Here is a 12,130-nt window from a genome sequence, read left to right on the forward strand (position 1 = left end):
ACAGAGAAAAGAGAGAGGCCGAGGCTTCTCTCTTCTGTGGTTATCGCAGAAAAAGCGCGGGAAGAACAGATGACACAGGAAAACACTTGATATTGCGTTCGGATACGCTTGGGAGGAAAGAAAATGAAAAACAGTTGGATGGCTCATAAAAAAGTAAAGAACCTGATAACGATCATCGTTGCGGTTGCAGTGATGATCGGCATGGTGATTCCAACGGTAGCAATGGAAGATACAAAAACAGCGGCAGAACCTTTGGCTATGGAAGAAGCCTTGGCAGATGCCGCGGAAGGCGGCGAAGCGAATACGGAAGATATAAAGCAGGAACCGGCCCTTGACCAGGAAGAAATAACCGAGCCGGAGAATACGGATGAAAACGAGCCTGTGCCTGAAGAAACAGAGGATTTGGACGGACAGGAAGAAGAAATACAGGATAAGGCCGTGACAGCGGAAGAAGAGATTAAAAACCTCCTGGCGCCGGGATTAACCTTAGTCACACCGCAAGATGGGGGGCTCATTGTACCATTCGATATTATCGATCTGGACGAAACGATGATCTATCCCGGTGTCAGGGCGGTTTGGTATGACAAAAACGGGACTGTGGCCAGCGCGCCTGCGGGGGCGTCTATTACGGTCGTGCTGATGGATAAAGGGCCGCAGGATTCATACGCGGACTGGACGCCCTCGCAAAACAGGCTGGGAACTTCAAAAAATACGGAAGTGCTGAACGCCGGCAATGATTTTGACGGGTGGTTTGACAATATCATCAAGATGAGGTCCAAGAAGATCGTCGTGAGCGGAGTACCGAGCGGATATACGGTGACGTATGACGACAATAGTACGTCCAACGAATATCCGGCCGGATATGACCCGGAATTTTTTTACATCAACCTGACGAAGAATGATACGGTGGAAGCGGCGTTATCGAAGATCGAGGTAACGACTCCGCCGTCGCGGACAATGTATACGGAAGGCGCGAGCTTTGACAAAGCAGGCATGGTGGTAACGGCAACGTATTCGGACGGCACAACAGCGCCGGTCACGGGGTACACCTACAGCCCGACGGGGGCGTTGGCGACGTCTGACAGCATAATTACAGTAAGTTATATGGAAGGCGGCGTGACGAAGACGGCGACGACGCCCATTACAGTTTTTGAGGCGCCCAGCCCGGAACTCGACAGTATTGAGGTCACGAAAAATCCGGACAAAACGATCTATACGGCGGGGGAAACGTTCGATCCGACAGGGCTTGAGGTGACCGCGCATTATACGAACGACGGTTCGGACAAGGTTTTGACAGGGGGAGAATATACGCTTTCCACTCCTGATATGAGCACGGAAGGGACGAAAAACGTTACTGTAACATATGAGGAAGGCGGCATCCAAAGGGTGGCCACATTCCAGATCACGGTAAACCCTGTGCCGGTGGTTCTGGACAGTATCGCGGTGACGACGCCTCCGACGAAAACGGTGTATACGGAGGGCGAGAGCTTTGACAAAGCAGGCATGGTGGTAACGGCGACATACTCGGACGGTACGACAGCGCCGGTGACGGGGTACAACTACAGCCCGAGCGGGGCATTGGCAACTTCCAATAGTATGATCACGATCAGCTATGAGGAAGACGGCGTGACGAAGACGGCGACGACGCCCATTACGGTGAACGCAGTGCCGGTGGTACTGGACAGTATCGCGGTGACGACGCCTCCGACGAAAACGGTGTATACGGAGGGCGAGAGCTTTGACAAAGCAGGCATGGTGGTAACGGCGACATACTCGGACGGTACGACAGCGCCGGTGACGGGGTACACCTACAGCCCGACTGGCGCACTGGCAACTACGAATACGACGATCACGATCAGCTATGAGGAAGACGGGATCACCAAGACGGCGACGACGCCCATTACGGTGAACGCAGTGCCGGTGGTACTGGACAGTATCGCGGTGACGACGCCTCCGACGAAAACGGTGTATACGGAGGGCGAGAGCTTTGACAAAGCAGGCATGGTGGTAACGGCGACGTACTCGGACGGCACAACAACGCCGGTGACGGGGTACACCTACAGCCCGACTGGCGCACTGGCAACTACGAATACGACGATCACGATCAGCTATGAGGAAGACGGGATCACCAAGACAGCGACGACGCCCATTACAGTGAACGCAGTGCCGGTGGTTCTGGACAGTATCGCGGTGACGACGCCTCCGGCGAAAACGGTGTATACGGAGGGCGAGAGCTTTGACGATACGGGCATGGTGGTAACGGCGACATACTCGGACGGTACGACAGCGCCGGTGACGGGGTACAACTACAGCCCGAGCGGGGCACTGACAGTTGGAGATACATCCATAACAGTGAGTTACATGGAAGGTGGTATTATTAAGGTTACAACGACGCCCATCACAGTGAACGCAGTGCCGGTGGTATTGGACAGCATCGCGGTGACGACGCCACCGACGAAAACGGTGTATACGGAGGGCGAGAGCTTTGACAATACGGGCATGGTGGTAACGGCGACATACTCGGATGGGACGACAGCACCGGTCACGGGGTACACCTATAGCCCGAGCGGGGCATTGGCAACGTCTGACAGCATAATTACAGTAAGTTATATGGAAGGCGGCGTGACGAAGACGGCAACGACGCCCATCACAGTGAACGCAGTGCCGGTGGTATTGGACAGCATCGCGGTGACGACGCCACCGACGAAAACGGTGTATACGGAGGGCGAGAGCTTTGACAATACGGGCATGGTGGTAACGGCGACATACTCGGATGGGACGACAGCACCGGTCACGGGGTACACCTATAGCCCGAGCGGGGCATTGGCAACGTCTGACAGCATAATTACAGTAAGTTATATGGAAGGCGGCGTGACGAAGACGGCAACGACGCCCATTACGGTGAACGCAGTGCCGGTGGTATTGGACAGCATCGCCGTGACGACCCCTCCGGTGAAAACGGTGTATACGGAGGGCGAGAGCTTTGACAAAGCCGGCATGGTGGTGACGGCGACGTACTCGGATGGGACGACAAAGCCGGTGACGGGCTACACCTACAGTCCGACTGGGGCGTTGGCAATCGGGGATACAGCGATAACGGTGGGTTATATGGAAGGCGGTATTATTAAAATCGCAGTCACATCCATTACCGTAAATCCGATGCCTATCATGCTCGATAGCATCGAAATGACGACACCGCCGGCCAAAACAGAGTATGCAGTGGGCGAGGACTTCGATCCGAGCGGCATGGAAGTGACCGCGCATTATACGAATGGCGGAGCGGACATGATATTGGATAGAAGCGAATATACGATCGACCCTGTTGACATGGCTACACCGGGAACCAAGACGGTCGTTATCAGGCATGTGGATCATGATATCGAAAAGACACATAGCTTTGCGGTGACAGTAACGGAGGCATTGCAGCCTTCTCCGGAACCGACAGGGCCCAGCGAGACGGTTGATCCAGGATCGACTACGACAACCGACCCTGAACCGGAAGCGACTGTATCGCAATCGGCAGCGGCAGATACGCAGGCAACAGACGGCAGCAGTGATACGGACGAAGCAATGCCCAAGACAGGAGTAGAAGATTCGCGGCTGCTGATGAGCGCCATATTGACCATGGCAGGGCTGGCCGCATTCATCCTGCTGGTACAAGCGGCAAAACAAAAGAAAGAAGAAGATGGGAAATATTAAAAAGAATGGCAAGGCAAAGATACGGTAAAAAGTCGAAAAGGGGGGTATGGATATGGATCGGGATCGTGGTATGCGTTTGCGTGATGCTGTATGCCGGATCCCAGATCTATATGGAAACAAAAGAGGACAATCTGGGGGACAGCACCTATTCGGCGCTGAAAGAAAAAGTTTTCTTGAGCACGACAAGTGAAACGGCGGCGGAAGGCCCTAAGGTGTGGGAACCGGATATTTCGACGCTTAAGGAAATCAGCGGCAATGCGGTTGCGTGGATCTGCTCGGAAGGCACGCCTATCGACTATCCTGTTGTGCAGGGGGCGGATAATACTTTCTACCTGACCCACCTGCATGACGGAACAAGCAATAGGGTGGGCGCTATTTTCCTGGATTACCGCAATGCGCCTGACTTTTCAGACCAGAACTCAATTGTGTATGGGCATCACATGAAAAGCGGAAAAATGTTTGCGGAACTGGAAAAATACAAGGAGCAGTCATATTATGACGGACATCGGTCGCTTACGCTTTATACGCAGGATGCCGCGTACCGGATCGAATTGATTGCAGGATATGTCGTGGATGGATCGATCAACGATCTGGAACTGAATTTTGGAAACGGGGAGGAATTTTGCTCCTTCGTAGAGAAGATAAAAAGGAAATCCACATTCCAATCAGACACGGCAGTTGCTGGGACGGATCGGATCGTTACGATGGTAACGTGTACCTATGACTTTACCAACGCAAGATATGCGTTGATCGGGAAATTGGTAACGCTGTAAGAAAAATGGCTATAAAAAAGGATAAGAGGATGAATGGATTTTTAAAAGACCGAGGAAGATGGAAAAAAAGGATACTGTATATTTGCGTGGCTGTTTTGACCTTTGCGGTGATGTCGGTATCGGCATTTGCGCAGGGGTTGCCGGAGGGAGATCCTGCTATCGTGGATGCGGGCGTTTCGGAGACACAGGAAACAGGCGATATCGCTTTGGAAGAACCTGTAAGAACAGAGGAAACAGCCCCGGAGCCTTCACCGGAGCCGGAACCGACAGCTGCCCCGGAACCGACGGAAACGGCAGCGCCCGAACCGGCGGCGACCCCGGAGCCAGTGGAAGAACCGGCGGGTGGCAAAACAGCGGAGCCATCGGTGGAAACACTGCCAGAAATGCCAGCGGAAGAACAGCAGATGGAAACAAAGCCGCCTGCGCCAGCCGAAGAAACCAAACCGGTCTATAATGTGCCGGCAGTGTTCTTAAAGGACATCGTGGCTAAAGGCGACGACAGTACGCTTGCGTTGACGGATGAACAGCTGGCGGAAATCGAAAAAATACTTCCGGATGCACTGTCCCCTTACCGCAGGGAAGTTGTCATGCAGGCGTATTCCCTCGTGGGAAAGGTCCACTATTTCTGGGGCGGCAAGAGTACGCAGACAGGCTGGGATATCCGGTGGGGAAATGAGGCCATCGTAGGCAGCGGGGGAAGTACACAGACGGGGACGATGCGCGCATATGGGCTTGATTGCAGCGGCTATGTGCTGTGGAGTTTGGTGAACACAGAGGAAACGCTCGGGGCAGCAGGAGAGATCGGGCGGATGGATAAAACAGACGTCAGCAACCGCGTCGGATATGGAACGGCAGGGCAATGGGAAGCATCCACAGAAATCGCGTGGGAAGAAGCGCAGCCGGGAGATTTGGCATTTTATGGTGCGCCTGCGACGACGCCGCGCAACCATGTTGGCATTATTGTAGGAAGGAACGGGGAAGGACAGCTTTTGGTGGCGCATTGCTCCTCCACGCAGAACAATGTCGTGGTTTCGGAAGCGGGGGAAGAAGGTTTCCGGCATATCCGGGCCTTGAAGCTGGTGCAAACGCGCGAAGAAGGACTGCCTGCCGAAAAAATGGCCGGCGGCCGGAAAATGTCCAACGGGCTTCCAATGTTTTTGACAGAGGCGCAGGTTTATGAGGATGCTGTGAAAAACGGTTGGAACATAAGCGAATAAAATGTATTGAAATTTTTTGAAGGAGCATAAATATGAAGAGAAAAAAGATAGTTCTTGTAGCGGCGCTGGTAGGGATCCTGCTCGTTATGGCGGTAGGGTGCGTATCGAAAACCGCGGCTACGGTGAAAGTAGGCGGTGAAGAGGTCGCCACACTGTATTCCGTTGTGGGGGAAAGGGCCATCACAGGGTCGTCCGTGAGCACGGGGACGGACGGGTCTGTGACAAAGCTGACCTATGGCGGCGGAACGGTATCGATCGACGACGTCAATGAATATATTTCCAAGCTGGTCAATGATGATGGTTTTTTGATAACGCAGCAGGCTCAAAACGACGGGACAGGCCAGTCTTACCAGATCGGGAAGGGCTCCGCATCGGAAGGAAAGATCCTGTTGATCGACTTCTATTTTGTCGACGGCGGCGATACAATCATAACCTATACGGAAACGGCCGGCCAGGTTACGGCGGCATAGCTGTCCATAATATATATCAGGAGGTATTTGTGTTTGGATGATGGATTGAAAATCAAACTGTACGCTTTTACGATGGATTGCACAGACCCGCGAGAATTGGCGGAATTCTACGCAGCGCTGCTTAGGTGGGAGGTTGTATTTTGCGATGAAGAATATGCGTGTGTAGGCCCCTTGGGTGCGCAGCAGGGCGCATATCCCGGCATAACATTCCAAGGAAACCCCGCATACCAACCGCCCGTGTGGCCGGATGCACCTGAAGCGCAGCAGCAGATGGCACATTTGGATTTCGCCGTAAATGATGTGGAAAAAGCTGTCCGGCATGCCGTTCATTGTGGAGCAACGGTCGCAAAAGAGCAATTCAGTGACAATTGGACAGTGATGATTGACCCGGCAGGGCATCCTTTCTGTTTGTGTCAAATGAAATCCGTGATCGAAAGCGACCACTTTGCATTATTATAGAAAATACGAAGGGATTTTGTGTTCCTGATAAAAAAGGCTTTAACCGGAAAGGTTAAGGCCTTTTTCCTATTATTGACGGGCGGCCTTGATTTTTTCTGCGAGATTGATGATCTCGATTCCTTTTTTCCGGCAGTAATCGACGGTATAGGCTGTGCCGCCGCTTTGGCCGTCGTGATAGCAGATCAGTCGGCTTGCATGGTCGGCCATGAAACGGTTCCGTACATGGAAACATTCCCTGGAATAATCCTCGCTCACATAAATGACCTGATCCGCGAGGCCTGCCAATTTTTGATGGCGCAGCTGCCATATACCATCCCATCGTTTACTGTGGTCACGGTAAGGAACAGCACAGGACAGACGGATATGCTCGTAGCCCGGATGCTTTTTCAGCCGCAGGATCGTTTCGCCGCAGATGATATCAAATCCTTGCGCCATACCGCATAAAAAGGCCGTATAGCCTTTTTCGATACTGAAGAGAATGTAGATGTTGATATATCCGAGCAGGATGCTGTATTCCCGGGAGGGCGCCTTGAGGGGAAAGGCAAACTTCTCAGGCCGGTAACCGCTGAAGCAACAGGTGGTTTCTTTTTCCGCGGCACAGTTTTCAACAATAATATGTGATCTTTTCTTGGAGGCCTCCAAAAACAACAGTATATCGTTATATTAATACAAAAACAGGATGAAATCAACCGTTAATGGTTAACTATTTCAAATTGTAATTGTTAGACTTAACTAACGATATATCGTTGAGAGGCTTATATGAACATATCGCAAGCTGTCCGCAAAAGAATATTGCAAATATGCAAGGCCAATGGGCTGTCTGTAAATGCTTTGAGCAATCAATCGGGGGTAACGCAGTCCACGGTCAATAATATTGTGAATGGGCCCACGTATAACGTGGGGATAGCAACCATCAAAAAATTGTGTGATGGTGTTAATATGTCCATAAGAGATTTTTTCGACTGTGACTTGTTCGATGATGTTGAACCCGAAGTAAAATAGAATTTAGATAAAAGAATCATAAAACATGAAAGAATAATCAAGAAAGAATTGCACTGATACTAGCTCGAGGGATAAATATATGATAGATTATAGGTATGACAAAGAAATTGGTAAGCAAATAGCTAAGTTTCGTATACAGGCTAATATGACTCAGGAGGATTTATCCGCACAGCTACAGACGAAAGGCTGCGATCTGACAAGAAGTGCTGTTGCAAAGATCGAAGCAGGACAAAGACATATTTATACGGGCGAAATCAAGGCCATAAAAGAGGTTCTAAAAGTATCTTATGAGGATTTATTTGTATAATCACGTGGACATCAGGCAAGCAATGTAAAACCGCTTTTTAAGCGGTTTTTTTAATGATTGCAAGTGTGTTTGAAAAACGATATTTATTACAAACCTGAATAACGCTTCATGAGTTGTTTATATATCTTCATGACAAATGAATGAATCAATAAGAGGAGCGGGCGAGTCATGATATATAATCAGTGGTATGCCGTTTTATCGGGCAAAGAAGTAAAAAAGGGCAAGATCCTCGGGGTAAAACGTTTAGGCGAGCGAGAAAATGATCTTTTTTCGTGACAGTTCCGGGCAGGTTCAATGCATTGCCGATAAATGCTGCCATAGGGGAGCGTCGCTTTCTATCGGCCGCCATTGCGGCGATACGGTTGCCTGTCCTTTTCACGGGATAGAATACAATAGAAATGGAAAGGCGGTTGTTATCCCGGTCAACGGGCATGCTTCGCCAGTCCCGGAAAATTTTAAAGTCGAGAGTTATAGCGTACAGGAGGCACATGGTTTTATTTGGCTTTGGTATGGCGACGAAATCGAGTCATTGCCGCCGCTGCCGTTTTTTGAAGAATTGGATGAGATGAGCTATTCTGAAATCAAAGACCCGTGGCCGGTTCACTATTCCCGCTGCATCGAAAACCAATTGGATGCGCCCCATGTACCTTTTGTGCACAGGACAACGATAGGGCGTGGAAACAAAACCGTGATCGATGGCCCTAAGGTGGTCTTTGACGATGAAACGCTGACTTTTTATATCAAAAGCCATAAGGACGATGGCAAGATCGTTGCAATGAAGCCTTCACAGATTTTGCAATATAAGGATTGGTTTTCCCTGCAGTTCCGTTTTCCGAATATCTGGCAAAATCTGATTGCTCCTAAAATGCGGATTTTTGCGGCGTTTGTTCCAGTGGATGAAGAAAATTCCGTCGTGTATATCCGGTATTATCAAGGGATCGTGAGGATCCCGCTCTTGCGCGAACTCATGAATTTTTCCGGAAAAGCTTTCAGTAAGGTGGTTTTGCGCCAGGACAAAAATGTTGTGCAAACGTAGCTTCCCAAAAAGACCGGGCTGCATATGCAAGAAAACTTATTTCCCGGTGATTCATCCATTATAGAATATAGAAAGATCCGCCATGAGTTAAAAGAACATAACGGTAGCGTCAACAAGCCGCATGGTTGAGTATCCAAATGGAAGTTTCGATAAAACAATCAATCCTATTGTGAGCAAACAAAAAGGCTTTTGAAAGAATTCAAAAGCCTTTTATCGTTGTGGTTGCGGGGACAGGATTTGAATTTGTTCGCGCCTATTTCAGCCTGTTTCATACAATGTCATTCCGTCCAAAATCCGCATGGTTAAGCCATTCCTTGTTTCGGCCTATATTGCTCAAATTTCCTGCTGACATTCTGTAAAGGGTAAATTAAAGGGTGGTAAATATCATCAAGAAATCCGATAAAAAAGGACTTTTCAGCCCTTCTTATTTCGTCTTGTATTACTATTTTTGGTGCTATGATAATTTGTTATAGCTGTTAACAGTGCATCTATGCTTTTTTCATCTAAATTCTCAATGACATCATACAATTTTGTAATAACTTTGGGGCTTAACTTTTTTGAAGTCATCTGCACCAGACTTTCAGCAGACTTATCCATGCTATATTTGGGCGCAAAAAATTCAGATAAAGTAATGCCGAAATAATTACAAATATCATTGATACTTGCTATACTAGGCATTCTTTTCATACGAAACATTGCTGACAAAAAGTTTTCCGAATGTCCCATTAACTCGCCTAATGTTTTTAAACTTTTTACATCAGACGAATCAATAAGCTGTTTCGTTCTTTTTAAAACAAATTCTCTTACTTCTTTTTCATTATCCATAGCTATAGTATAAGATTGACTGCATAACGCGATTCGTCTTACGCATCGGAAAATCTAATTGTTTTCCGACGCGCAGGGTGTTATAATTATTTTGTAAACCTGATCTATAGTTTACATGATGAAATGCTTTTCATGGGTTAAAATGCTTCAAAAGAAGCATTGCCGAAGAAATTTAATCTCGTTTGGTGCGTGAGAGAATATGACTGCGAGCCCTTCAACTTTTTTAAGAGCATTATATTCTTATCTTCAGTAAGACACTGATGTCGTGAAGTAATCGCTATTTGCTCAAATTGTATTCTCCTCAACGCGCCAGCATCTAAAGAAAGCCGGAAAATTTATGAAAAAAAGCCCTAATTGCGGTATCTGGGCAAACTGCAGCATACCCCATTCTGAAATAGATAGAGCTGCTTTGATCATTAAGAGCAAATTACTTGAACGGCTGGAAAATAAACAGTTCGATTATACTGTTTGCTTTATGAATGATGCGGATATGCTTTTTATGGAAACCGCCCTCAAGCTAAAAAAGGACTATCCAGACCTTTCAATTAGCGTCCTTCTGCCATATTGTACATGGCTTGATAGCCTAAGTACAGAGGAGCGCGAAAAACGCAAATCATATATGGCGCAGCTCGAATGTAAATATTATTACTGTGCGCAGGAATCTTACAGCGATCTTATGTTTATCTGCTCGTCACAGCTTTTGGATTTCTGCGACAATTTACTTGTAATCCAAACAGAACAACCTGATCGTTCTACGAATGATATGGTTATTTTAGCTAAAATTCTTAATTGCAATGTTGATTTTATATCCTTATAGTATATCTCATTATATCATTTAAATTATTATCAATTCAAAAAACAGATTGACAAACATCTATGTGTGGTATATATTATATATAGACAATCATCAATGTGAGGTTGAGTATGAAAACAGATTATACAGGTTATGCAAATATTTTTAAAGCGATTGCCGAGCCTACGCGATTACAAATTATAGATATGCTTTCGTGCGGTGAACTTTGTGCGTGTGTAATCCACGAAAAGTTTGATATTACGCAACCGACTTTATCCCACCACATGAAAGTATTATGCGATAGCGGTATTGTGATTCCACGAAAAGACGGAAAGTGGACACACTATTCTTTGAATGAACAACGGCTAAATGAAATCCGTAATTTTATGGATATGCTGACGGTTACTGAAAAGGACTGTATTTGTAACGAGTAATTTTTTTTGAAAAATACATAGATGAACATCTATATAAAGGAGCGCATTATGGAAGTGAAAGCAAAGCAAGGAATCGGATTTTTTGAAAAATATCTGACGGTATGGGTAGTTATCTGTATGGTCGCGGGGATTCTTATTAGCCAATTTCTGCCGCAGATTCCAAATTTCTTAAATCAATTTGAGTATGCCAATGTATCAATCCCGATTGCAATACTGATCTGGATTATGATTTACCCTATGATGATGAAAGTGGATTTTAAAAGTGTAAAAGACGTGGGAAAAAATCCGAAAGGGCTTTTTGTAACATGGGTGACAAACTGGCTGATTAAGCCGTTTACTATGTTCGGTATTGCCGCCTTGTTTTTCTATGTGGTATTCAAAAACCTCATTCCCCCGGAACTTGCAAAAGATTACCTTGCCGGGGCTGTGCTTTTGGGGGCCGCGCCATGTACCGCAATGGTGTTTGTATGGAGCACACTTACAAAGGGCAATCCTGCCTATACCGTGGTGCAAGTGGCGACAAATGACCTTATTATCCTTTTTGCATTCGTGCCGATTGTAAAATTCCTACTTGGCGTAAGCAATGTTGAGGTTCCGTGGGATACGCTGTTCTTATCGGTTCTCCTGTTTGTGGTTATTCCCCTCACTGCTGGAATCCTAACACGGGTATTGATGATAAAGAAAAAAGGAACTGACTACTTTAACCAAAAGTTTGTACCGAAATTCAATAATGTCACGGTAATCGGTTTGCTTTTAACGCTTATTATCCTGTTTTCGTTTCAAGGACAGACGATACTTGCAAATCCGGTGCATATTCTGTTGATTGCTGTGCCGCTTATTATTCAGACGTTCCTGATCTTCTTTATCGCGTACTTTGCTTGTAAACTGCTAAAGCTATCGTTTGACATAGCGGCTCCGGCTGGCATGATTGGCGCGTCAAACTTTTTTGAATTGGCGGTAGCGGTAGCAATCGCGCTGTTTGGAGCAAATTCCCCCGTTGCGCTTGCAACAACGGTTGGCGTATTGGTAGAAGTCCCTGTTATGCTGACGCTTGTAAAAATTGCAAATCGTACTCAAAAGTGGTTCCCGCCACTAAAAATAAAAGAAATATAGTA

13 protein-coding genes are annotated in these 12,130 nt (G+C 47.3%); 11 read left to right on the forward strand and 2 right to left on the reverse strand.

The annotated features are described in order from the left end of the window. The first annotated feature begins 123 nt into the window (after positions 1–123). The 5 genes from BN6471_RS04515 to BN6471_RS04535 are packed head-to-tail and all read left to right on the forward strand — an operon-like array spanning position 124 to position 6,618. Positions 124–3,699: a bacterial Ig-like domain-containing protein gene (locus BN6471_RS04515; RefSeq protein ID WP_066645956.1), complete on the forward strand. Its 3,576-nt coding sequence runs from the start codon at positions 124–126 to the stop codon at positions 3,697–3,699. Positions 3,700–3,704: 5 nt separating this feature from the next. Continuing rightward, positions 3,705–4,472, forward strand: a complete 768-nt coding sequence (srtB, locus tag BN6471_RS04520; protein WP_066645959.1) for a class B sortase — start codon at positions 3,705–3,707, stop codon at positions 4,470–4,472. Positions 4,473–4,501: 29 nt separating this feature from the next. Next, positions 4,502–5,689 (forward strand): C40 family peptidase, encoded by a 1,188-nt coding sequence (locus tag BN6471_RS04525; protein ID WP_066645961.1) that lies wholly within the window; start codon positions 4,502–4,504, stop codon positions 5,687–5,689. A gap of 32 nt (positions 5,690–5,721) precedes the next feature. After that, positions 5,722–6,159 (forward strand): hypothetical protein, encoded by a 438-nt coding sequence (locus tag BN6471_RS04530; RefSeq protein ID WP_066645963.1) that lies wholly within the window; start codon positions 5,722–5,724, stop codon positions 6,157–6,159. A 33-nt stretch (positions 6,160–6,192) separates the two neighbouring features. Next, entirely contained in the window at positions 6,193–6,618 is a 426-nt protein-coding gene (locus BN6471_RS04535) for a VOC family protein (protein ID WP_066645965.1), read from the forward strand. Positions 6,619–6,687: 69 nt separating this feature from the next. On the opposite strand, the gene BN6471_RS04540 is transcribed toward BN6471_RS04535, so the two are convergent. Beyond that, complete coding sequence (locus BN6471_RS04540; protein ID WP_066645967.1) at positions 6,688–7,266, reverse strand: SLOG family protein; 579 nt, start codon at positions 7,264–7,266, stop codon at positions 6,688–6,690. Between the two features lie 111 nt (positions 7,267–7,377). On the opposite strand from BN6471_RS04540, the gene BN6471_RS13305 reads away from it, so the two are divergent. The 3 genes from BN6471_RS13305 to BN6471_RS04555 all read left to right on the forward strand — a co-directional run bounded on the left by BN6471_RS13305 (position 7,378) and on the right by BN6471_RS04555 (position 8,963). Continuing rightward, complete coding sequence (locus BN6471_RS13305) at positions 7,378–7,620, forward strand: helix-turn-helix domain-containing protein (protein WP_066645969.1); 243 nt, start codon at positions 7,378–7,380, stop codon at positions 7,618–7,620. A gap of 79 nt (positions 7,621–7,699) precedes the next feature. Next, on the forward strand, positions 7,700–7,927 hold the full coding sequence (locus BN6471_RS04550) for a helix-turn-helix domain-containing protein (protein ID WP_066645971.1): 228 nt from the start codon (positions 7,700–7,702) through the stop codon (positions 7,925–7,927). Between the two features lie 259 nt (positions 7,928–8,186). Further along, complete coding sequence (locus BN6471_RS04555) at positions 8,187–8,963, forward strand: aromatic ring-hydroxylating oxygenase subunit alpha (RefSeq protein WP_242861838.1); 777 nt, start codon at positions 8,187–8,189, stop codon at positions 8,961–8,963. A gap of 414 nt (positions 8,964–9,377) precedes the next feature. Here BN6471_RS04555 and BN6471_RS04560 read toward each other — a convergent pair whose 3' ends face one another. Continuing rightward, positions 9,378–9,788 (reverse strand): helix-turn-helix domain-containing protein, encoded by a 411-nt coding sequence (locus tag BN6471_RS04560; protein WP_147553983.1) that lies wholly within the window; start codon positions 9,786–9,788, stop codon positions 9,378–9,380. Between the two features lie 337 nt (positions 9,789–10,125). On the opposite strand from BN6471_RS04560, the gene BN6471_RS04565 reads away from it, so the two are divergent. The 3 genes from BN6471_RS04565 to arsB all read left to right on the forward strand — a co-directional run bounded on the left by BN6471_RS04565 (position 10,126) and on the right by arsB (position 12,128). Further along, positions 10,126–10,605, forward strand: a complete 480-nt coding sequence (locus BN6471_RS04565; protein WP_066645975.1) for a hypothetical protein — start codon at positions 10,126–10,128, stop codon at positions 10,603–10,605. Positions 10,606–10,712: 107 nt separating this feature from the next. Beyond that, on the forward strand, positions 10,713–11,015 hold the full coding sequence (locus tag BN6471_RS12520) for an ArsR/SmtB family transcription factor (RefSeq protein ID WP_074025754.1): 303 nt from the start codon (positions 10,713–10,715) through the stop codon (positions 11,013–11,015). 48 nt (positions 11,016–11,063) lie between these two features. Further along, complete coding sequence (arsB, locus tag BN6471_RS04570) at positions 11,064–12,128, forward strand: ACR3 family arsenite efflux transporter (protein WP_066645977.1); 1,065 nt, start codon at positions 11,064–11,066, stop codon at positions 12,126–12,128. Positions 12,129–12,130 lie beyond the last annotated feature (2 nt).

It is taken from the genome of Christensenella timonensis, assembly GCF_900087015.1.
Taxonomy (GTDB): Bacteria; Bacillota; Clostridia; order Christensenellales; family Christensenellaceae; genus Christensenella; species Christensenella timonensis.

Coding starts and splice junctions, on each gene's coding strand:
- BN6471_RS04515 (WP_066645956.1), top strand. CDS start 124: ATGAAAAACAGTTGGATGGCTCATAAAAAAGTAAAGAACCTGATAACG.
- arsB (WP_066645977.1), top strand. CDS start 11,064: ATGGAAGTGAAAGCAAAGCAAGGAATCGGATTTTTTGAAAAATATCTG.
- BN6471_RS04530 (WP_066645963.1), top strand. CDS start 5,722: ATGAAGAGAAAAAAGATAGTTCTTGTAGCGGCGCTGGTAGGGATCCTG.
- BN6471_RS04550 (WP_066645971.1), top strand. CDS start 7,700: ATGATAGATTATAGGTATGACAAAGAAATTGGTAAGCAAATAGCTAAG.
- BN6471_RS13305 (WP_066645969.1), top strand. CDS start 7,378: ATGAACATATCGCAAGCTGTCCGCAAAAGAATATTGCAAATATGCAAG.
- BN6471_RS04560 (WP_147553983.1), bottom strand. CDS start 9,788: ATGGATAATGAAAAAGAAGTAAGAGAATTTGTTTTAAAAAGAACGAAA.
- BN6471_RS04565 (WP_066645975.1), top strand. CDS start 10,126: ATGAAAAAAAGCCCTAATTGCGGTATCTGGGCAAACTGCAGCATACCC.
- BN6471_RS04555 (WP_242861838.1), top strand. CDS start 8,187: ATGATCTTTTTTCGTGACAGTTCCGGGCAGGTTCAATGCATTGCCGAT.
- BN6471_RS04525 (WP_066645961.1), top strand. CDS start 4,502: ATGAATGGATTTTTAAAAGACCGAGGAAGATGGAAAAAAAGGATACTG.
- BN6471_RS12520 (WP_074025754.1), top strand. CDS start 10,713: ATGAAAACAGATTATACAGGTTATGCAAATATTTTTAAAGCGATTGCC.
- srtB (WP_066645959.1), top strand. CDS start 3,705: ATGGCAAGGCAAAGATACGGTAAAAAGTCGAAAAGGGGGGTATGGATA.